Here is a 20,019-nt window from a genome sequence, read left to right as displayed (position 1 = left end):
GACGTTAGCTGGCGGCGGCGGTGCAGAGGGTGCCGCTGCAGGCTCGCATGGGGCTGGGGGCGCCTTCCCACCAGGTGCCGGTGTTCATCCAGATGGGGAGGACGCCGCCGGTGTTGTTCTTGTTGTAGCGGGCCTGGTAGCCGGAGGCGGTGCGGAGGACTACGTTGCTGCCGGAGTACAGGAGCGCTTGGGCGTGGTAGCCCTGGCGGGTGCCGCCGGTCCCGTTGCAGTACCAGAGCCGGATGGTGTCGTTGTGGGCCCTCGCGGCCACGCGGCATGGCGAGGCGGCGGCTTCAGGAGCGGTCGTAGCTGCTTGTGTCGGTGCGGCGACGGCAAGTGCGCCGGCTGTCAGTCCGACGGTTGCCAGACCTGTCGCGATGATCGTGCCCCGAGTCATTTCATCCCAATCGGTAGACGTTGCCTGTCCACCGCAGTACATCGGGCCGTGCTTTCAGATTCCTTTCATGGCAGGCTGGCTGGGTTTGTACTCGGGCGGAAGGGGTCTGGCATGCGGTTTCATCATGATCGGGAACCAGCGGGGGACTTGACCTTCAGCGACGTGTTTCTGGTGCCGAACCGCTCGAAGGTGGCGTCCCGGCTGGACGTGGATCTGGCGACTGCGGACGGGACCGGGGCGTCGATTCCGGTGGTTGCGGCGAACATGACCGCGGTGTCGGGGCGGCGGATGGCCGAGACGATCGCGCGGTGCGGCGGCCTCGCGGTGATTCCGCAGGACATCCCGGTCGACGTGGTCGCCGATGTGGTTGCCTGGATCAAGGAACGGGATCCGGTCCACGACACCGCCCTGACCCTGCCGCCGACCGGGACCGTCGGCGAGGCGCTGAACCTGCTGCCGAAGCGCAACCACGGCGCGGTGATCGTCGTCGACCAGGGGCGGCCGGTCGGTGTGGTGACCGAGGCCGACTGCTCCGGTGCCGACCGGTTCACCCAGCTGGACGCGATCATGTCGCGCGAGCTGCTGACGGTTCCGCAAGGCATCGACCCCGAGACGGCGTTCGACCAGCTGCACGACGGCCGGCACCGGCTCGCGCCGGTCGTCGACACGGACGGCCGGATCGTCGGCATCCTCACCCGCGAGCGCGCCCTCCGCGCCACGCTGTACGAACCGGCCCTCGATGCCGGCGGCAAGCTTCGCGTCGCCGCAGCGATCGGGATCAACGGCGACGCCGAGCAGAAGGCGAAATCCTTGCTGGACGTCGGCGTGGACGTCCTCGTGATCGACACCGCACACGGTCACCAGGAGCGGATGCTCGAAGTGGTCGAACGGGTTCGCGCCCTCGGCCCGCAGGTGCCGATCGTGGCCGGGAACGTCGTCACCGCCGAAGGTGTCACGGACCTGGTGAACGCCGGCGCGGACATCGTGAAGGTCGGCGTCGGCCCGGGCGCGATGTGCACGACCCGGATGCAGACGGCCGTCGGGCGGCCGCAGTTCTCCGCCGTACTGGAATGCGCGACCAGGGCGCGCGAGCTCGGCAAGCACGTCTGGGCGGACGGCGGCGTACGGCATCCGCGTGATGTCGCGCTCGCGCTGGCCGCGGGGGCGTCGAGCGTGATGATCGGGTCCTGGTTCGCCGGTACGTACGAATCGCCCGGCGACCCGCACCGGGACAGCCAGGGCCGGATCTACAAGGAGAGCTTCGGGATGGCGTCGGCCCGCGCCGTCCGGTCCCGGACCGCCGAGGACTCGCCGTTCCAGCGGGCCCGGAAGAGCATCTTCGAGGAGGGCATCTCGACCGCCCGGATGTACCTGGACCCCGAGAACCCGAGCGTCGAGGACCTGCTGGACTCGATCGTGTCCGGCATCCGGAGCTCCTGCACGTACGTCGGTGCGGCCAACCTGACCGAGTACCACGAGCGTGCCGTCGTCGGCCTGCAGACGGCAGCCGGGTACGCCGAGGGCAAACCGCTCGACACCAGCTGGCTGTAATCGACTACAAAAACCCTCATCCCCGGAATGAGATCGGGAGCCCGGCAAGATCATGCGCCGGGCGATGGTCACGCTGGGCGATCGGTGGCACGGTGTAGGCAACAGGGGGAGGAAGGGCACCGAACCATCCGTCGGGGGGTCGGGGTCGCGCCGGGGGCGGCGGGACCGATCGACGCGGGGGCTCGAAGTCACTGGTGTCCTGCTCGTGTTCGCGGGTGGTGCAGGGGTTCGGCCGAGGCTTGGGAGGGCGACTCGGGAACCCGCAGCACCACCCGCGACCGCGGTTTTCACCACATGTTTCGGCTGCATCACTTGGCAAGTCGCTGGGTACAGCGCGATAGTCGAGTGATCGATACAGCAGGGGTGTGTGTGGGGAGCCGACATTGTGGAGGCAGACAAGGTCGCCCCGCTGAGGGTTGACGCGGAGACCGCGATCATCCTGCGCGAGGCGTACCACAAGATCGAGGCGTTGTTCCGGTCCGACCATTACAGTCTGTACGACTACGTCCGGGTGGTCGCCGGGAAGATCGCGCGCGTCGACGCCTTCTACGTGGGGTTCCTGCAGGGCAGCAGCCGGGTGCGGTTCCCGTACGGGTACGACGACGGCGAGTACGTGAACCCGGACACCCACATCTTCGGGCCGAGCGGGCAGACGGCCTGGCTGATCAAGCACCGGCACACGTACCGGTTCGCCTACGACAACGGTTCCACGCTGCACGCCGGCGTACCGGTGGGCGACCTGCGGCGACGGTCCGGGGACGCGGTGACGGTGCCGATCTTCCGGCCGGCCAAGGACGGGCCCGATCAGCTGTTCGGGATGCTCTCGATGCAGAGCTACGAGGCGGCGTCGTACGACGACAACGCGGTGCGGGCGTTCGAGTGGCTGTGCGAGGTGGTGGAGCGGGTACTGACCCGCGAGGGCGAGGACCGGGAGTCGTTGCGCCGCCTGCCCGCGGGCGACGTCGGCCCGAACCTGCTGACGTCCGACCACGTGATGGAGTACCTGACGCACCGGGTCGCGTCGATCCGGGAGATCGCAGCCGAGGCGCTGGACGAACCGGACGTGAGCACCGCCGTGCACACGCATCTCGAGCGGATCGTGGACGCCGCCGAGCACATCCAGTCCGAGCTGATCGAGATGCTGATGGAGACCGACGAGGGCCCCGAGCGCCGGTTCACCAGCCTGACGAAGGCCCAGCAGGCCGTCGCCGTCCTGCTGACCGACGGTCTCGACAACGACCAGCTGGCGGCTGAGCTCGGCGTCAGCCTCAACACCGTCAAGACCCACCTCAGCGCGATCCTCCGCAAATACGGCTTCCGCTACCGCTCCCAGGTAGCCGACGACGTCCGCAGATACCTGGCCCGCTGAGCTATTAGCATCACCAGCTCCCGATTCCTGGAGCTCGCACATGCCCCTCGAGGCGCCTGATCTGTCGCGCTACTTCACCCACGGCCGTACCTACCGCGACATCGGTACGACGATCATCGGCGATCCGTACGACTTCCAGCAGACGCTCACCGTCGAGGAGCTCGGTGAGCTGCCGATGCCCAGCGGGCGCTTCGTGGTGTGCGACCCGTCGATGGTCGGGGACTCGGATCTGCCGACGTTGGCCGAGCAGGTGGAGCCTGGGTCCTACCCCGCCTCGGTGGCTCGGCTCACCACGGCGTACACGAGTGATCCGGGGCTCAGCTGGTCCGAGATCGCGGCGTTGCGCGTCGAGGTCCGGGACACCCCGGTAGTCGCGTGGGAGGTGGCGATGCTGGACGGGCAGGACCCGGACCAGCAGTACGGCTACCCGGTCGACACGGGTCTCGCGTGCATCGTGGACGCCGCGGCGAACGAGGCGTTCGGGGACGGAGCCTGGGACCGCCTGGCGGGCGCGTGCGATGACTGGAAGGCGGTGCCGGCAGTTGTCACCGATCCGGCGAGCGGGCATGCCATCGCCGTGACGAACTCGGGCGCCGGCGATGGCATGTACCCGTTCTGGCTCGGCCGGGATGCCGAGCAGAAGGTGGTCTGCGTGGTGACCACCTTCATGCACGACATTCAGTAGGAGCGCGCGACGTACGCGATCAGGCCGGTTTCGCTGTCCTCGACCGGGAGTGAGCCGTCTGGGCGTTGTAGGCAGCGGACTGTGATGCCGGATTCGCCGAGGCGGTCTTCGCCTTGTTCGCCGACGGCGTCGTACGGGATGCGCGCCCAGCCGGACGCGGCGGCCTCGATTGCCTCGTCGACTGTGGATACGGCGGTGATGCCGGCGGTCTGGCGAGAGGTTGCCTCGGCCAGCAGGTGTGCCTGGTCGGCCTCGATGCCGGCGACGACGTGTGCGGTGAGCTCGGTCAGGTTGACCGCGGTCTTGGCGGAGTCGCGCAGTCGTCGTACGACGGTGGCGTTGCCGGCGGCGAGGTCGCGGGGGCCGACCTCGATGCGGATCGGGACGCCCTTGAGCTCCCAGTTCACCGCGCGGCGCCCGAACGGCTGGTCGGCGCGATCGTCGACGGTGACGCGCAGACCGGCCGCTGTCAGCTCGTCGGCGATGGCCCGGGCCGCCGCGACCGCGTCGTCTTTCACCGCGAGTACGACGACCTGCACCGGAGCGACCGCAGGCGGGACCCGGAGGCCCGCGTCGTCGCCGTGCACCATGATCAGTCCGCCGATCATCCGGGTACTGCTGCCCCAGGACGTGGTCCACGCGAGCTCACGCCGTCCCTCGCTCGACAGGTAGCCGATGCCGAACGCGTGCGCGAAGTTCTGCCCGAGCTCGTGCGACGTCCCCATCTGCAGGGCCTTGCCGTCGCGCGTCATCGCTTCGAGCGTCATCGTGTTCACCGCGCCCGCGAACCGTTCCCGCCGCGTCTTGCGGCCGACGACGACCGGGATCGCCAGGACGTCGACCATGACCTCGCGGTAGACGTCGTACAGGATCTTGGTCGCGTAGGCGCGGGCGTCCTCGGCGGAGACGTGCGCGGTGTGGCCTTCCTGCCAAAGGAATTCGGTGGTGCGCAGGAACAGCCGCGGGCGCAGCTCCCAGCGGACGACGTTCGCCCATTGGTTCAGCAGCAGCGGGAGATCGCGGTAGCTCTGGATCCATTTCGCCAGATACTCGCCGACAACGGTTTCCGACGTCGGCCGGACAATCGCAGGCTCTTCGAGTTGCTTGCCGCCGGCATGCGTCACGACCGCGAGCTCGGGGCTGAATCCCTCGACGTGTTCGGCCTCGCGCTGCAGGTAGCTTTCCGGAATCAGCAGCGGAAAGTACGCGTTCTGCGCGCCGGTCGCCTTGATCCGCCGATTCATTGCCTCCTGCAACAGTTCCCAGATCCCGTACCCGTACGGTCGCACCACCATGGTCCCCCGCACCGGCCCGTTGTCAGCGAGCTCGGCCTTGGCAATCACATCCTGGAACCATCGCGGAAAGTCCGTCGCCTGCGCGGCAAGCACGGATCGGGTCTGTGTCATGCCCGCCAGTGTAGGAACGAGATCGTAGGCACGGCCACGCATTTCCTCAGCAGAACAAACAGCTCCCGGCGCCTGGCCGGCACCGGGAGCTGTGTAAGAGGGGTGTGGTCAGAGCGAAGCGAGGGCTTCGTTCCAGGTCTTCGACGGGCGCATGATGGCTGCTGCTTTGGCTGGGTCTGGCTGGTAGTAGCCGCCGAGGTCGGCGGGGCTGCCCTGGACCGCGAGCAGTTCGCCGACGATGGTCTGCTCGTTCGCAGCCAGGGTCTCGGCGAGCGGGGCGAAGGCCTTGGCCAGGTCCGCGTCGTCGGTCTGGCCGGCCAGCTCCTGCGCCCAGTACAGCGACAGGTAGAAGTGGCTGCCCCGGTTGTCGATCCCGCCGACGCGACGCGTCGGCGACTTGTCCTCGTTCAGGAACGTGGCCGTCGCCCGGTCGAGGGTGTCGGCCAGGACCTGCGCCCGCGCGTTGCCGGTCGCCTGGGCCAGGTGCTCGAAGCTCGCGGCCAGCGCGAAGAACTCACCCAGGCTGTCCCAGCGCAGGTAGTTCTCCTTGACCAGCTGCTGCACGTGCTTCGGCGCGGAACCGCCGGCACCGGTCTCGAACAGGCCGCCGCCGGCCATCAGCGGGACGACCGACAGCATCTTCGCGCTGGTGCCCAGCTCGAGGATCGGGAACAGGTCGGTCAGGTAGTCACGCAGCACGTTGCCGGTCACCGAGATGGTGTTCTCGCCGCGGCGGATCCGCTCCAGCGAGAACTTGATCGCGTCGACGGGCGCCAGGATCCGGATGTCCAGACCCTCGGTGTCGTGGTCGAACAGGTACTTCTGGACCTTCGTGATGATCTGAGCGTCGTGGGCACGGGTCTCGTCCAGCCAGAACACCGCCGGGTCGCCGGTGGCGCGGGCGCGGTTGACGGCCAGCTTGACCCAGTCCTGGATCGGGGCGTCCTTGGTCTGGCAGGCGCGGAAGATGTCACCGGCCGAGACCGCCTGCTCGAGCACGACGTCGCCGGCCTCGTTCACCAGCCGGACGGTGCCGGTGGTCTGGACCTCGAAGGTCTTGTCGTGCGAGCCGTACTCCTCGGCCTTCTGCGCCATCAGGCCGACGTTCGGCACCGAGCCCATGGTCGCCGGGTCGAACGCGCCGTTCGCGCGGCAGTCGTCGAGAACGACCTGGTAGATGCCGGAGTAGCTGTGGTCCGGCAGTACGGCGAGGGTGTCGTGCTCCCCGCCGTCCGGGCCCCACATGTGCCCCGACGTACGGACCATGGCCGGCATCGACGCGTCGACGATGACGTCGGACGGGACGTGCAGGTTGGTGATGCCCTTGTCCGAGTCGACCATCGCGAGCTTCGGGCCGTCGGCGAGCTCGGCGTCGAAGGAGGCCTTGATCTCGGCGCCCTCCGGCAGGCTCGCGATCCCGTTCAGGATGCCGCCGAGGCCGTCGTTCGGGGTCAGGCCGGCCTTCGCGAGTACGTCGCCGTACTGCGCGAACGTCTTCGGGAAGAAGGCGCGGACGACGTGACCGAAGATGATCGGGTCCGACACCTTCATCATGGTGGCCTTCAGGTGCACCGAGAACAGCACGTCCTCGGCCTTCGCCCGGGCGACCTGGGCGGTCAGGAACTCGCGCAGCGCGGCCACGTGCAGGACGGACGCGTCGACGACCTCACCGGCCAGGACCGGGATCGACTCGCGCAGCACCGTCGTGGTGCCGTCGTCACCGGCCAGCTCGATCCGCAGCGAGCCCGCGGACTCGATCACGGCCGACTTCTCCGTCGCGCGGAAGTCGTCGTTGTCCATCGTCGCGACGTTCGTCTTGGAGTCGGCGGTCCAGGCGCCCATCCGGTGCGGGTGGGTCTTGGCGTAGTTCTTCACCGAGGCCGGGGCCCGGCGGTCCGAGTTGCCCTCGCGCAGCACCGGGTTCACCGCGGAGCCCTTGACCTTGTCGTAGCGGGCCTGGATCTCCCGCTCCTCGTCGGTCTTCGGCTCGTCCGGGTACTCCGGCAGCGCGTAGCCCTGGGACTGCAGCTCGGCGATCGCGGCCTTCAGCTGCGGGACCGAGGCCGAGACGTTCGGCAGCTTGATGATGTTCGCCGCGGGCGTCTTGGCCAGCTCACCGAGCTCGCCGAGCGCGTCCGCGATCCGCTGGTCGTCCTTGAGGTACTCCGGGAAGAGCGCCAGGATCCGGCCGGCCAGTGAGATGTCCCGGGTCTCCACGCCGACACCGGCCTGGCCGGCGTACGCCTGGACGACAGGGAGGAACGAGTACGTGGCGAGCGCCGGAGCCTCGTCGGTGTGGGTGTAGATGATCGTCGAGTCAGTCACGGGCCCACCTTATCCGGCGTACGTCGTACTCCTACGTGGGCCGGATCACGCTCACTCGAGGTCGTCGGGATGTGCCAGCGTGATGCCGGAGGCGACGGTGACCGCGCTGGTGAAGGCCAGCGTGTCGATGGGGGAGGCCGCCGCCACGGTCGCACCGGACAGCGAGGCGAGGCCCTTGGCGCCGTCCCAGGTGCAGTCCACGAACACCGCTTTGGCCGCCTTGACCTGGGAGAACTCCACGCCGGACAGGTCGCAGCGCCGGAACACGGCGCCGGTCAGGTCGGCCGAGACGAAGTCGGCGCTCTGCAGCCGGGAGTCGGTCAGCTCGACCTTGAAGAACTTCGCGAACCGGAACGACGCGAAGTCGAGCACGGTGTCCTGGATCGTCACGTGCTGGAGGTTCGCGCCCGGGCCGGCGAACCCGATCATCCGGGAGCCGGTGATCGCGACCCTGGTCAGCGCCGCGTCGGACCAGCGGGAGTTGGCCAGGTCGCACTGGGCGAGCTCGGTGTCGACCAGGATCAGCTTCTCCAGGTCGGACCCGGCCAGCTTGCTCCGGGTGAACCGGCAACCGCTGATCTCGACGTGCTCGGCCTCCAGATCACTCAGATCCACGTCCTCCAGCCCCAGATCGAGCAACCGCTCCTCGTCCTCGATCTCGTCGGGCAGGGTGGACTCGAGCTGCGCCCGCAGGCGGGGTGAGGCGATCTTCACGCCACCGACCGTAGCGGGGGTCGCCGACAGTTCATGACGAGCGGAGGTAGTGGGCGGCGGCGCCGATCAGGGCGGAGTGCTCGGTGTCCTTCGTTGCGGAGGCCGGGAAGTCCAGGGCCGACGTCACCAGGTCGAAGGCGCCTGAGATCGAGCCGCCCAGGACGGTCTTCGTTACGCCGAAGCGTTCCAGCCAGGGCTTCAAGGCGGCGGCCAGGTCGGTGAAGCAGGCTGTCAGGACCTCCTGCGCGGCGGTGTCGCCGGTGCGGGCCTGGTCGGCGATCTCCTTGACGCCAGGGGCCCCCGTTCCGGTGCTCTCGGCGTACCGGCGGAGGATCGCGCGCGCGGAGATCGAGTCCTCCAGCGGTTTCCCGGCGTACGTCGTCTTGTAGAGCTCACCGCCCGGCGGGACGGTGCCGCCGTCGCGGACCACGCGGCCGTCGGCGAGGAACGCCGTACCGATGCCGGTGCCGATCGTGACGCCGACGCAACGTTCGACGCCGCGGACCTCGCCCGCGGTCCACTCGCCGACCGCGAACGCCTCCGCGTCGTTCATGAACAGCAACCGGTCGATCCCGAGTTCGCTGCTCAGCGCGGCGCCGAGGTTGAACCCGTACAGCTGGTCGAACTTGCCCTGCCCGCGGTACCACGCGACCCCGGTCGCGAAGTCGAACGGACCGGGCAGCGCGACCGCCAGACCGTTTGCCAGCGGCAACTTCCGGGCCGTCTCCGCGAGCTGCTCGACCACCACCTCGGCCGCCTTCTGCGACTCGAGCTTCGCCCGGTCCACCTCGGTCACGTCCCACGTGCCGGGCGCCACCACGGCCGCCGTGACGTGGCTTCCCCCGATCTCCAGCACAGCTACGTCCATCCGCACATCATCGCAGGACGTCAGTACCGCTCCTTGAAGACCTGCTTCCCGATGTCGTTGTACATGGTGATGTAGATCGGGTCGGTGTTCCCCTTCCTGATGTCGTCGGTGTAGACGCGGTGCGCCCAGTACCCGTCCTTGACGGTGGCGTCGGCGCGCTGCCCGAGGCCGGTGAACGCGATCCGGGTGACTCCCTCCGGCACCCGGCCCGCGTAGCTGTACCGCACACCCCTGCAGCTGGCCTGCGCGTAGTTCCTCTCCACCGGTGCGTCGCCGCACGCCATGCTCCAGTAGCGCTGGATCTGGTCCTCGCGGGTGACGATGCCGACGTTCAGCAGCGTCGCGCCGAACCCGCCCAGCGGTTGCTTCTGGATCGGCACCCCCGCCACGCAGTACGCGTACTGCGACCCGTCCGGCGACCGGCGGACCGTCATCGCGCCGTCGGCATCGCTCACCTCGACGACCTTGGCGGTCCAGTTGGCGACCACCTGCCGTCGCCAGGCGTCGTCGTTCGCGGTCCGGAAGAAGTCGTCGGACTTCGCGCACAGGTCGGTGATCGCGGCAGGCTGCGCGACGGTGGCCGGCTGCGGCTTCGTCTGGGCGTCTCCGATCCGGCCGACCAGCAGTACGGCGACCACCGCAGTCGCGGTGCCGACAGCTGTGGCTGCGCTCACCATCGCCCGGCGTCGCCGGGTCCGGTGCCGGCCGGCTGCGACCAGTTCGGTCGCGTCGGGCGCGAACGACGTACCGCGGTCGGTCGCCTGGTCCATCAAGGTCTTCAGTTCGCCCGTCATTTGATCCCCACCAGGTCGGAGAGCTCGGCCAGGGACGGATGGGCGCGCAGCTTCTCCAGAGCGCGCATCGTCTGGCTCTTCACGGTTCCGGGGCGGCAGTCGAGGGCGATCGCGGTCTCCTCGACGGACAGTTCGTCGAAGTACCGCAGGACGACGCAGGCGCGCTGACGGGGCGGTAGCGCGACGAGGGCCTTGGTGATCACCATCCGGTTCTCGACGGTGCCCAGTACGTCGGCCTCGGCCTCGTTGGCGAAGTATTCGTCGCCGCCGACGACCTCCTGGCTGGACTTGCGGCGGAGCGCGTCGAGGGTCGTGGAGACGACGACCTTCCGCGCGTACGCGCCGACCGCGCCCTTGCGCTGGATCCGGCCCCAGACCCGGTACAACCGGATCAGGGCCTCCTGGGTGGCGTCCTCGGCGCGCCGCCAATCTCCGCACAGAAGGTAAGCGGTTCGACACAGAGAGTTGGCATGATGCGTCACGAACTCGACGTAGTCCTGCTCGGTCTCGGGTCTCACCCGTCGCCCTCCCCAGTCATGCCGAGTCAAACGCGATGGGCCGCACGATTGGTTGCACGACTACGGCACACTTTTTCCCGTGACCGAGAGCAGGACGACGTCCGCGGTCGCGGCGCTGAGCGTCGCGGTGGCGGTAGTCGGTCATGCGCTCGTCGGGGGCGGCGGCGTGCCGTTGGGCGTCGTACCTCCGCTCGTGGCGTTGGCCGGCGTCTGCTGGCTGCTCGGAGAGTACCTGGCGGGGGAGCCGCTGCTCACGGGTCTGGTGCTGGCCGGGGTGCAGCTCTTCGTCCACGTCGCGCTGGACTCGGTGACGATGCATCACGGGATGTCGATCGGCAGCAGCCTGACGATGACGGCGACCCACCTGGGTGCGTTGCTGGCCGGCGTCCTCGCGATCGGCCAGGCGCACCGCTGGGTCCATCGGGTACGCCGGGTGTTCGCGCGACTGCTCCCGGAGTTGCCGGTCCTGCATCCGCTCCGACACGTTTCGACCGCGAGCGGCATGTTCTCCTCGTGGATCTTGATCGGATCCCGACTCGGCACGAGTGCCTCCGGGCGCGGGCCTCCCGGCGTACGAGTAACTGCAGCTGTCTGAGCCGGCCGATCGCGCCGGACTACTCGTATGCCTTGAAAGGTTCTCTCATGCCCAAGAGATTCGTCCTGCGCGCCGGCGCGATCGTCGCGGCCTCCGCGCTCGTCGTGATCGGCGCCGCGGGTTCGGCATCGGCCCATGTCACGGTGTCGTCGCCGGACGCCAAGCCCGGTGGGTACGCCAAGCTGGTGTTCCGCGTGCCGACCGAGTCGGACAACACCAGCACCACGAAGCTCGTTGTCTCGTTGCCCAAGGACCATCCGTTCGCGCACGTGGGTGCGCAGGTGAAGGACGGATGGAAGGTGGAGAAGAAGGAAGAGAAGTTGCCGGCCGAGGTGAAGGTCGGTGACGTCACGCTGACCAAGGCGATCACCACGGTCACCTGGACCGCGACCGCGGCCGGGATCCCACCGAACGACTTCGACGAGTTCTCGCTGTCGGTCGGGAAGCTGCCCGAGGGCGTGGATGCGTTGAGTTTCCCGGCCGATCAGACCTACAGCGACGGTGAGGTGGTGAAGTGGGCCGACGTCGCCAAGGACGGTGCTGAAGCCGAACATCCGGCGCCGACGTTGAAGGTCGCCGCCGCGATCACGCCGGTCGCGGCGTCCACCGATTCTCCGGACACGGTGGCGCGCTGGCTCGGCGGTGGCGGTCTGCTGGTCGGGCTGCTCGGCCTGGCTTTCGGGCTGCGGCCTCGTCGCGCTGTCGAGAAGCAGTAGCCGTGCGCCGATTGATCGCAGTACTGGTCGCGTCGCTGTTCACGCTGGTGGTCTCCGCCGGCGTGGCAGCGGCGCACGCCAAGCTCGAGTCGATGACGCCGACCGACGGTTCGTCGATGGCCGCGCCGCCGACGAAGGTGGTGCTGACCTTCAACGAGCCGGTCGGGTCCAACGGGACGCAGGTGCAGGTGAAGGCGCCGAGCGGTACGAACGTCGCGAACGGTGACGTCCAGGTGGTCGACAACACGGTCACCCAGCCGGTCGGCGCGATGATCGAGGCCGGCAAGTACACGGTCGAGGCCCGCGTGGTCTCGGCCGACGGCCATCCGATCACGATCAGCGGCGCCTTCACCGTCACGCACGCCGGCCACCCCGCCACCCAGCCCGCCGATGCTCCGGCGCAGCCCGAGGGCAACTCCAACACGGTGACGATCGTCGCGATGTGCCTGGTGATGCTCGTAGTCGTGGCGTTGGCCGTGGTGATCGTCCGCCGCCGTCCGGCCTCATGAAACGTGCTTTCGTCCCGATCGGGGTAGTTGCTACCGGCATCGTGGTGATGGTGGTCGCGCTGCTCGCCGCCGGCGGTGCGCCGCAGCGGGCGGCGGACGGCCTGCTCGGCGCCGGACTCGCTGTCTCCTGGGCGGTTCCGGTACTGCGGATCCTCGCGGACGTAGCCGCGGTGGCAACCGGTGGAGCCGTGCTGGCGGTCGTACTTTTCCTGCCGGCGAAGGACGGAAAGCTCGGAAACAAAGCGATCCGCGCCTGTCAGGATGCCGCTCTGGCTGCCGGGATCTGGGCGGTCGCGAGCATCGGCGGCCTGATGACGACGGCGACCGTGATCCTCGGTATCCCGCTGTCCCATCTGGCCGAGCACGCCGAAGCGGCCGGTCAGCTGAGCCAGGTCCGCGCGCTGGCAGTCGCCGTCGTGCTCACCGCCGTACTCGCCGTGGTCCTCAGCGGTACCAAGACATTGCGCACCGCCCGCCTGGCTGCCGCGCTCACGGTCGCTGCCCTGATCGGCCCGCTCCTCACCGGCCATGGCGCGATCGACCGCACCAGTTTGTGGTCCGTCCTCGCCACCGCGTCCCTCGTCGTCCACGTCGTCGCCGCGACCGCGTGGATCGGCGGCCTGGGCGCCGTACTGCGCTACACCCGTTCCCACGAGGCCGTCGAGCTGTTCAGCACGCTCGCCTTCGTCTGCGCCGTGACGATGGGCATCACCGGGCTGCTGACTGCCGAGATCCACCTGGGCGGCCGGCAGGACGGCTGGGGGCTGATCACGCAGTGGGTGACGACCGGGTACGGCGTTCTTGTGCTCGGGAAGACGCTCGCGTTCGCGCTCCTGGTCTTCATCGGCTGGCTGCATCGGCGGAGCACGATCCCGCGCGTGGCGACCGGCGACGCGGGCGCGTTCCGTCAGCTAGCAGTGCTAGAACTCGCGGTGATGGCCGGCACCATCGGCCTCGCGGTTGCCCTGTCGCGCACCCCTTGACGCGAGTCGGTGACATGTCAACGTCCGTCCGTACAATGGATGGATGAAGGAACCGCAGTGGCTCGGGGCGCAGGAGGCGGAGCTCTGGCAGTCGTACCGCGACACGCATCGTGAACTGATGCGTGCGCTCGAGGCGCGGATGATCACGAACTCGGGCCTGTCCGGCGCCGACTACGCGCTGCTGCACCCGCTGTCCGAGGCCGAGGACGGCCTGCTCCGCACCCGCGACCTCGGCCGCTCGGTCGGTTGGGAACGCAGCCGCCTGTCGCACCAGGTCAGCCGGATGGAGAAGCGCGGCCTGGTCACCCGTGAGGAATGCACCTCCGACGCGCGCGGCTCGATGATCCGCCTCACCGCACTCGGCCGGAAGGCGATCGACTCCGCCGCCCCCGACCACGTCGCCGCCGTCCGCACGTACTTCTTCGACCACCTGACCGCGGACGAGCAGGCCCAGCTCACCACCCTCCTCAACCGCATCGCGGCCAACCTCCCGAACACCTGCGCCACCCCCGACTGCGACGAGTAGCCCTCGCCGGGAAGTCGTGAAGCTGGAGGTCACTCCCAGTACTCGGTGGTAGTCGGCGGTGACACGCCGTTACGGCGGGCGGGGCGTGGAGTTGGACCGAAAGAATGATCGCGTCGGGTTCGGATGCGCGCTGGATTTGACAATCGTTTTCACTAAAGGTGAGGATGTGGCGCGTGTCCGAGGCTTTGGGTAGGCGTGGGTTTCTGGGGCTGGCCGGGGTAGCCGGGCTGGCGGCGATCACCGGATGTGGGGCGGACGGGGGTGCGGCCGCGCAACCCACGCAGGGCGGGCGGCTGCGTGCCGTGTACGCCGGTGGCGGGGCGAAGGAGGTGCTCGACCCGCACGTGCAGAGCCTGTTCGTGGACATCGCACGGCACAAGGCGATCTACGAGAAGCTCGTGGAGCTCGGCCCGGATCTGAAGCCGGTGCCACGCCTCGCGTCGAAGTGGGAACACGACGGCACCGGGACGACCTGGCGGTTCAGTCTGCGCGACGCGACCTTCCACGACGGCGCGAAACTGGTCGCCGAGGACGTGCTGTACAGCATCGCCCGGATCGTGAATCCCGCCGTACCGGACCGGGTCGCGCAGTCGTCGCTCGCGACGCTGGATCTCAAGCGCAGCAAGGCGATCGGCCCCGCGACGGTCGAGCTGGTGCTGACCCAGCCGAACGCGGAGTTCCCCGCTTTGCTGGCCGGGATCGGCACCCAGATCGTGCGGAACGGGTTCAAGGATCCGGCCAAGCCCGTCGGCACGGGCGCGTTCCGGTACGTGTCCTTCGAGGCCGGACGCTCGATGGTCGCTTCGCGGTACGACGACTACTGGGACGAGCCGGCGCGGATCGAGGAACTGCACATCCTGTCGGCCGATTCCGAGGCGCGGGCCAACGCCGTCCAAGGTGGTCAGGCGGAGTACGCCAACGACATGACCGCGACGTTCGCGCGGACCGCGGAGGCCGGGAAGACGGTGCGGATCGTGGCGGCGAAGGCCAGCACGATGCAGGCGTTCGTGATGAAGGTGGATCAGGCGCCGTTCGACAATCCCGACGTACGGCTCGCGTTCAAGCTGGTGGCGGACCGGCAGCGGCTGGTGGACGTCGTACTGGCCGGGCGGGGTGAGGTGGGGAACGACCTGTTCGGCAAGGGGTATCAGTACTACCCGGCCGATCTGCCGGCCCGGGAGCGCGATGTCGAGCAGGCGAGGAGCCTGTTCAAGAAGGCCGGGCTGGCGGGCAAGGAGGTGGAGATCTTCACCGCGGACGCGTCGGCCGGGTTCGTCGAGGCGGCGACGTTGCTCGCGGAGCAGGTCGCGGAGGCGGGGGTGCGGTTGAAGGTGACGACCGGGAGTCCGCAGACCTACGCGAAGGACCTGCTGACGAAAGGGGCTATCGGCAACCATCGGTCGGGGGCGATGCCGATTCCGCAGTACGTCACCGATCGGCTGCTGTCGCATTCGCCGTTCAATGTGACGCATTGGCGGCGGCCTGCGTTCGACACCGCGTTCGCGGCGGCGCGGGCGGTGACGGACGAAACCGAGCGCTCCAGGCGGTACGGCGTACTGCAGAAGACCGTGCGGGACGAGGGCGGGATCCTCGCGTGGGGTCTGCCGGACTACCTGATCGCGGTCTCGTCGAAGGTGCAAGGGGTGCAGGCGGTGCCGCCGAACACGTTGGACCAGGGCCGGTTCGACAAGGTGTGGCTGGCCTGAATGCGGTCGTACGCCGCTCAACGGGCGGGGCTCGCGATCGTTCAGTTGGCGCTGCTCTCGGTGCTGGTGTTCGTCCTGACGTCGTTGCTGCCGGGGGATGCGGCGGACTTGCGGTTCACCGAGACGCTGTCGCCGGAGCAGGTCGCCGCGCTTCGAGGTGAGCTCGGTCTCGACCAACCTCCCGTCGAGCGGTTCGTGCACTGGCTGGGCAACGTCTTCACGGGCGATCTCGGTACGTCGTTGATCAGCGGGGGGCCCGTGGCCGACATCGTGCGGAACTCGATCGGCGCGACGCTCGTACTCACGCTGGTAACGCTCGCGATCGTCGTACCGTTGGCCGTTGCCCTGGGCATCGTGATGGGAACCCGTGAGAACGGGCGTGTCGACCGGACGATCACGTCGATCACGCTGGCGTTGTCGGCGATCCCGGACTTCGTGATCGCGGTCGTCCTGGTGGCCGTGTTCTCGCTGAAACTCGGCTGGTTGCCGGCGACCTGGATCGGCGGCAATCTTCTGTCCTCGCCGGCGCTGTTGATCCTTCCCATCGCCGTCCTGTTCGGCCGGACCGTCTGCCTGCTGTCGCGGCAGGTCCGCGCCGGGACGGTTGCTGCACTGAACGCCGAGTACGTGACGCAGGCCCGACGGCTCGGCATCCCGCGCCGCCAACTCCTGCTCCGCCATGTCCTGCCGAACGCAGCGGTTCCCGGGGTACAAGAACTGGCCCGCACCGGTGACACGCTCCTGGGCGGCGTCCTCGTCGTCGAAGCCATCTTCGCCATCCCCGGCTTCGCCACGGCCCTTGTGGACGGTGTGGAAACTCGGGACATCCCGACCGTCCAGGGCCTGACGCTCGTGCTGGCCATCGCGGCCCTCCTCATCAACCTCGGCGCGGACCTCGTCTGCAACCGCCTCGTCCCCCGAACGGAAGCGCTCCGATGAGCCCGCGCGAGGGTGTGTCGGTGGGGTTGGTCACGGTGCCGTTGGTTGTCGCGGTGCTGGGACCGTTCCTGCCGTACGACGTTCGGCCCGGCCTGCCGTACTCGTCCGAGGGCGTGTTGGGGACGGACGGGTTGGGCCGGGACGTTCTGGGGCTGTTGCTGGTGGGCGGTCGGTCGGCGCTGGGGATGGCGATCGGGGCGGTGGTACTGGCGTATCTGGTCGGCGGGCTGATCGGGCTGACGGCTGCGTCGACGCGGCATCGGTGGTTGGACGAAGGCATGATGCGGCCGCTCGACGTACTGCTACCGCTCCCGTCCCTCCTCGTGATCAGCGTGGTCGCTGTCGGCTGGCGCGCGTCCGCGCTGGCAATCACCGTGGCCGTTGCGATGGTGAACGTCCCGACAGTCGCACGGCTCGTCCGAGCAGCCGCCCTGGACGCGGCCAGCGGACCCGTGGTCGAGGCGCTCCGGATGCAACGGGAATCGTGGGTCACGATCCAGCTCGGGTACGTCGGACGCTCGGTCCTCGGGCCGGTCGCGGCGGATCTCGGTACGCGGATCACGCTTGCGGTGTTCCTCGTCGCCTCGGTCAACTTCCTCGGGCTCGGACTGAGCCCGACCGCGCCGGACTGGGCGGTCAGCGTGTCCCGCAACCGCGAGGGCCTGCTCCTCCAACCGTGGTCGGTGCTCGCTCCGGCGCTCCTCCTCGTGTCCTTCACCCTCGGCTTCAACCTCCTAGCCGACCGCCTCGTCCACAGGTCACGCCGCCTCGTGGAGAGCACGAAGTGACGCCGGGCGTTCCTGCTCGTGGCGAGCATGCGACTACGCCGCTGGTGCGCGTGACTGGGCTGTCCGCTGCCGCGGGGGACGCGGCGTTGGTGGACGGGGTTTCGTTCGAGGTTGTGGCGGGGGAGGTGACCGCTCTGGTCGGCGCCTCCGGGTCGGGGAAGACCACCTCGGCGCTAGCACTGCTAGGCGAACACGGTGACGGCGTACGACTGGCCGGACGGGTCGAGGTCGACGGGCAACTGGTTGTCGACAGCAACGGAGTGACCGCCGCCGCGTCGGCGGTACGCGGCCGCGTCGTCGCCTACATGCCGCAGCACCCCGGCAGTGCACTGAACCCAGCTCGACGCATCGGCACGACGCTGCAGGAGCTCGCGAAGCTGCATAACGGCGACCCGGGCGAGGCCGTCCGCGCGGCCCAACTGCCCGGAGATCTCGCCACCCTCAAACGTTTTCCGCACCAGTTCTCCGGCGGTCAACGGCAGCGAGTAGCGCTCGCGCAGACGCTCACCTGCCAGCCGAAGGTGCTCGTGCTCGACGAGCCGAGCACCGGCCTCGACTCGATCACCCGGCTGCAACTCGTCCACGAACTCAGAGAGCTCGCCGCCACCGGCCTAGGCATCTTGCTGCTCAGTCACGATCTCGACCTGGTCCGCGCCCTCGCGTCCCGCATCGTCGTCCTCGATGCGGGTCAGGTGATCGCCACCGACGTACTCCCTCCCACACCGGATCTGGACGTCAAGGGAACCTCCGTCGCCGGGCAACCGTTGCTAACGGCAATGAACCTGTCCGCCTCGCTGCGCCCTCGCGGCCGCGATGTCGTCCTGCACGAGGCCGACCTCGCCGTCCGCGCCGGCGCCTGTCTCGGGGTCGTCGGCCGCTCCGGCAGTGGCAAGACCACCTTGGCCCGCTGCCTGGCCGGCTTGCACGAGCGCTACACCGGCACCATCCTGCTCGACGACGAACCGCTCCCCGTCCTCCGGAGGCGCACCCGCGACCAGCACCGCCGCGTTCAGTACGTCTGGCAGGAGGTCCGCGGCTCCTTCGACGAACGGCGGCCCGTCGACCAGCAGGTCGCCCGTACGGCGCAACGCCTCCGCGGACTCGCGCCGGACCAGGCGCACGCCGAAGCCGTCGCCACGCTCGCCCGTCTCGGCGTCGCCGCGATCACCGCCGCCCGCCCGCCGAGCCGCCTGTCCGGCGGTGAACTGCAACGCGCAGCCCTTGCGCGAGCAGTGCTGGCGAAACCCGACGTACTGATCTGCGACGAGATCACCACCGCCCTCGACGACCACGGTACGGCGCTCGTCCTCGATCTCCTGACCGAGCTCAAGGACCGCGGTACGGCGCTGATCTGGATCGGTCACGACTTGCGCCTGGTCGCCGCCGTCGCGGACCGGGTCCTGGTCCTCGACGCCGGCCGGGTGGTCGAGCAGGGTCCGCCCGCGACGATCACGACCGAGCCGCACCACGAGCTGACCCGGCGGCTGGTCGCAGCCACCCGGATCGGCGACGACCCACAATCTCCGCCCGTGCTGACAACCGACTCAAGGAGCGAACCGCGCCGATGACGCGACTGCACGACCACCTGGCGGAGGCCATCAAGGACCCGGACCCGATCCGCGTCAGTTCCGGCACCGGGGACGACTTGATCTGCCTGCGGTTCGAGACCATGAAGGTGTACTCCGCGCTCGGCGCGGTCCGCCGGCTCCTGGAGACCGGGCAGGTCCGGCCCGGTGACACGCTGATCGACAGCTCGAGCGGGATCTACGCGCACGCACTCGCGCTCGCCTGCCACCGGTACGGGATGAGATGCCACATCGTCGGTTCGACCACGGTCGACCGGACGCTGAAGATCCAGCTCGAGATCCTCGGCGCGACCGTCGAGCAGGTGCCGTCGTCGAACAACCTGCAGCTCGACCAGAACCTCCGGGTCCGCCGGATCGGCGAGATCCTCCGCGACAACCCGACGTACCACTGGATGCAGCAGTACCACGACGACATCCACTACCTCGGGTACGGCGCGATCGCGGATCTCGTCGCGGAGCTGGTGCCGGCGGGTCCGCTGTGTCTGGTCGGCGGCGTCGGCACGGGCGCCTCGACCGGCGCGATCGCGGCGTACCTGCGGGAGCGCGGCCGGGACGTGAACCTGGTCGGCGTGCAGCCGTTCGGGAGCATCACGTTCGGCGCCGGGCACACGCAGGACCCCGAGATGATCATCGCGGGGATCGGGAGCTCGATCGAATTCCGGAACGTGCGGCACGAGCTGTACGACCGGCTGCACTGGGTCTCGTTCGACTACGCGATGTCGGCGGCGGTCGATCTGCTCCGCACGTCCGGCGTGTTCGCGGGGCTGTCCGCCGGGGCGGCGTACCTGACGGCGTTGTGGGAGCACAACTGCGACCGCGGGCGGAAACACGTTTTCCTGGCCGCGGACACCGGGACGCGGTACGTCGAGTCCGCGTTCGCCCGGCATGCCGAGGCGCGGCCGATGGCGTCGATGCGGCCGCGGGAGATCGACTCGCTGGACGAGCTCGCGGTGCCGTGGTCGGCGATGTCGTGGGACCGGCGGGAATCCGCGCAGGCCCGGCGCGAGGAGTTTCCATCTGCGACTCCGTCGCATTAATGTGGTC

General features: G+C 69.0%; 20 protein-coding genes. 13 read left to right on the top strand and 7 right to left on the bottom strand.

Features of this window, described 5'->3' with window-relative positions; all coding sequences use genetic code 11:
* Positions 1-4: 4 nt before the first annotated feature.
* Positions 5-397 (bottom strand): hypothetical protein, encoded by a 393-nt coding sequence (locus tag OHB24_RS03630; RefSeq protein WP_327637500.1) that lies wholly within the window; start codon positions 395-397, stop codon positions 5-7.
* Positions 398-508: 111 nt separating this feature from the next.
* On the opposite strand from OHB24_RS03630, the gene OHB24_RS03625 reads away from it, so the two are divergent.
* The 3 genes from OHB24_RS03625 (at position 509) to OHB24_RS03615 (ending at position 4,002) form a co-directional block, all read left to right on the top strand.
* Positions 509-1,948 carry a GuaB1 family IMP dehydrogenase-related protein gene (locus tag OHB24_RS03625; protein WP_327637499.1) on the top strand — a complete coding sequence of 480 codons (1,440 nt, stop codon included), beginning with the start codon at positions 509-511 and terminating at the stop codon, positions 1,946-1,948.
* Between the two features lie 385 nt (positions 1,949-2,333).
* Positions 2,334-3,317: a helix-turn-helix transcriptional regulator gene (locus OHB24_RS03620; RefSeq protein ID WP_327637498.1), complete on the top strand. Its 984-nt coding sequence runs from the start codon at positions 2,334-2,336 to the stop codon at positions 3,315-3,317.
* A gap of 40 nt (positions 3,318-3,357) precedes the next feature.
* Positions 3,358-4,002: a DUF4241 domain-containing protein gene (locus OHB24_RS03615; RefSeq protein ID WP_327637497.1), complete on the top strand. Its 645-nt coding sequence runs from the start codon at positions 3,358-3,360 to the stop codon at positions 4,000-4,002.
* Here the strand turns inward: OHB24_RS03615 and proS are convergent.
* The 6 genes from proS to OHB24_RS03585 form a co-directional block, all read right to left on the bottom strand.
* Positions 3,996-5,408 carry a proline--tRNA ligase gene (proS, locus tag OHB24_RS03610; protein WP_327637496.1) on the bottom strand — a complete coding sequence of 471 codons (1,413 nt, stop codon included), beginning with the start codon at positions 5,406-5,408 and terminating at the stop codon, positions 3,996-3,998. The genes OHB24_RS03615 and proS overlap by 7 nt on opposite strands.
* A 108-nt stretch (positions 5,409-5,516) precedes the next feature.
* The gene (locus tag OHB24_RS03605) at positions 5,517-7,733 is read right to left on the bottom strand and encodes an NADP-dependent isocitrate dehydrogenase (RefSeq protein ID WP_327637495.1); all 2,217 of its coding nucleotides are present in this window, start codon (positions 7,731-7,733) and stop codon (positions 5,517-5,519) included.
* Positions 7,734-7,784: 51 nt separating this feature from the next.
* Positions 7,785-8,447, bottom strand: a complete 663-nt coding sequence (locus OHB24_RS03600; RefSeq protein WP_327637494.1) for a pentapeptide repeat-containing protein — start codon at positions 8,445-8,447, stop codon at positions 7,785-7,787.
* 31 nt (positions 8,448-8,478) lie between these two features.
* Entirely contained in the window at positions 8,479-9,315 is an 837-nt protein-coding gene (locus OHB24_RS03595; RefSeq protein WP_327637493.1) for an ROK family protein, read from the bottom strand.
* 20 nt (positions 9,316-9,335) lie between these two features.
* Positions 9,336-10,109: a hypothetical protein gene (locus tag OHB24_RS03590; RefSeq protein WP_327637492.1), complete on the bottom strand. Its 774-nt coding sequence runs from the start codon at positions 10,107-10,109 to the stop codon at positions 9,336-9,338.
* Positions 10,106-10,627 carry a SigE family RNA polymerase sigma factor gene (locus OHB24_RS03585; RefSeq protein WP_327637491.1) on the bottom strand — a complete coding sequence of 174 codons (522 nt, stop codon included), beginning with the start codon at positions 10,625-10,627 and terminating at the stop codon, positions 10,106-10,108. Before OHB24_RS03585 ends, OHB24_RS03590 begins: the two co-directional genes overlap by 4 nt.
* A gap of 79 nt (positions 10,628-10,706) precedes the next feature.
* On the opposite strand from OHB24_RS03585, the gene OHB24_RS03580 reads away from it, so the two are divergent.
* The 10 genes from OHB24_RS03580 to OHB24_RS03535 all read left to right on the top strand — a co-directional run bounded on the left by OHB24_RS03580 (position 10,707) and on the right by OHB24_RS03535 (position 20,012).
* Entirely contained in the window at positions 10,707-11,222 is a 516-nt protein-coding gene (locus tag OHB24_RS03580; protein WP_327637490.1) for a hypothetical protein, read from the top strand.
* Between the two features lie 47 nt (positions 11,223-11,269).
* Entirely contained in the window at positions 11,270-11,938 is a 669-nt protein-coding gene (locus tag OHB24_RS03575; protein ID WP_327637489.1) for a YcnI family copper-binding membrane protein, read from the top strand.
* Between the two features lie 2 nt (positions 11,939-11,940).
* Positions 11,941-12,447 carry a copper resistance CopC family protein gene (locus tag OHB24_RS03570; protein WP_327637488.1) on the top strand — a complete coding sequence of 169 codons (507 nt, stop codon included), beginning with the start codon at positions 11,941-11,943 and terminating at the stop codon, positions 12,445-12,447.
* Complete coding sequence (locus tag OHB24_RS03565; protein WP_327637487.1) at positions 12,444-13,430, top strand: CopD family protein; 987 nt, start codon at positions 12,444-12,446, stop codon at positions 13,428-13,430. The genes OHB24_RS03570 and OHB24_RS03565 overlap by 4 nt, the downstream gene beginning before the upstream one ends.
* A gap of 43 nt (positions 13,431-13,473) precedes the next feature.
* Entirely contained in the window at positions 13,474-13,956 is a 483-nt protein-coding gene (locus OHB24_RS03560; RefSeq protein ID WP_327637485.1) for a MarR family winged helix-turn-helix transcriptional regulator, read from the top strand.
* Between the two features lie 173 nt (positions 13,957-14,129).
* Positions 14,130-15,662, top strand: coding sequence for an ABC transporter substrate-binding protein (locus OHB24_RS03555; RefSeq protein ID WP_327637484.1), 1,533 nt, complete (start codon positions 14,130-14,132; stop codon positions 15,660-15,662).
* Entirely contained in the window at positions 15,663-16,601 is a 939-nt protein-coding gene (locus OHB24_RS03550) for an ABC transporter permease (RefSeq protein ID WP_327637483.1), read from the top strand.
* On the top strand, positions 16,598-17,389 hold the full coding sequence (locus OHB24_RS03545; RefSeq protein WP_327637482.1) for an ABC transporter permease: 792 nt from the start codon (positions 16,598-16,600) through the stop codon (positions 17,387-17,389). The genes OHB24_RS03550 and OHB24_RS03545 overlap by 4 nt, the downstream gene beginning before the upstream one ends.
* A complete protein-coding gene (locus OHB24_RS03540; RefSeq protein ID WP_327637480.1) occupies positions 17,386-18,957 on the top strand; it encodes an ABC transporter ATP-binding protein in 1,572 nt (523 codons plus the stop codon). The genes OHB24_RS03545 and OHB24_RS03540 overlap by 4 nt, the downstream gene beginning before the upstream one ends.
* Positions 18,954-20,012 carry a pyridoxal-phosphate dependent enzyme gene (locus OHB24_RS03535; protein WP_327637478.1) on the top strand — a complete coding sequence of 353 codons (1,059 nt, stop codon included), beginning with the start codon at positions 18,954-18,956 and terminating at the stop codon, positions 20,010-20,012. The genes OHB24_RS03540 and OHB24_RS03535 overlap by 4 nt, the downstream gene beginning before the upstream one ends.
* The last annotated feature ends 7 nt before the right edge of the window (positions 20,013-20,019 follow it).

Origin of the sequence: Kribbella sp. NBC_00482 (genome assembly GCF_036013725.1) — a bacterium.
GTDB lineage: Bacteria > Actinomycetota > Actinomycetes > Propionibacteriales > Kribbellaceae > Kribbella.
Note: the sequence above shows the minus strand (reverse complement) of the source record. Positions and strands in the feature narration are given on the sequence as shown.

Excerpts from the sequence above, each read along its gene's own strand:
- OHB24_RS03630 (WP_327637500.1), bottom strand. The coding sequence starts at position 397 with ATGACTCGGGGCACGATCATCGCGACAGGTCTGGCAACCGTCGGACTG.
- OHB24_RS03625 (WP_327637499.1), top strand. The coding sequence starts at position 509 with ATGCGGTTTCATCATGATCGGGAACCAGCGGGGGACTTGACCTTCAGC.
- OHB24_RS03615 (WP_327637497.1), top strand. The coding sequence starts at position 3,358 with ATGCCCCTCGAGGCGCCTGATCTGTCGCGCTACTTCACCCACGGCCGT.
- proS (WP_327637496.1), bottom strand. The coding sequence starts at position 5,408 with ATGACACAGACCCGATCCGTGCTTGCCGCGCAGGCGACGGACTTTCCG.
- OHB24_RS03595 (WP_327637493.1), bottom strand. The coding sequence starts at position 9,315 with ATGGACGTAGCTGTGCTGGAGATCGGGGGAAGCCACGTCACGGCGGCC.
- OHB24_RS03590 (WP_327637492.1), bottom strand. The coding sequence starts at position 10,109 with ATGACGGGCGAACTGAAGACCTTGATGGACCAGGCGACCGACCGCGGT.
- OHB24_RS03575 (WP_327637489.1), top strand. The coding sequence starts at position 11,270 with ATGCCCAAGAGATTCGTCCTGCGCGCCGGCGCGATCGTCGCGGCCTCC.
- OHB24_RS03565 (WP_327637487.1), top strand. The coding sequence starts at position 12,444 with ATGAAACGTGCTTTCGTCCCGATCGGGGTAGTTGCTACCGGCATCGTG.
- OHB24_RS03560 (WP_327637485.1), top strand. The coding sequence starts at position 13,474 with ATGAAGGAACCGCAGTGGCTCGGGGCGCAGGAGGCGGAGCTCTGGCAG.
- OHB24_RS03550 (WP_327637483.1), top strand. The coding sequence starts at position 15,663 with ATGCGGTCGTACGCCGCTCAACGGGCGGGGCTCGCGATCGTTCAGTTG.
- OHB24_RS03545 (WP_327637482.1), top strand. The coding sequence starts at position 16,598 with ATGAGCCCGCGCGAGGGTGTGTCGGTGGGGTTGGTCACGGTGCCGTTG.
- OHB24_RS03535 (WP_327637478.1), top strand. The coding sequence starts at position 18,954 with ATGACGCGACTGCACGACCACCTGGCGGAGGCCATCAAGGACCCGGAC.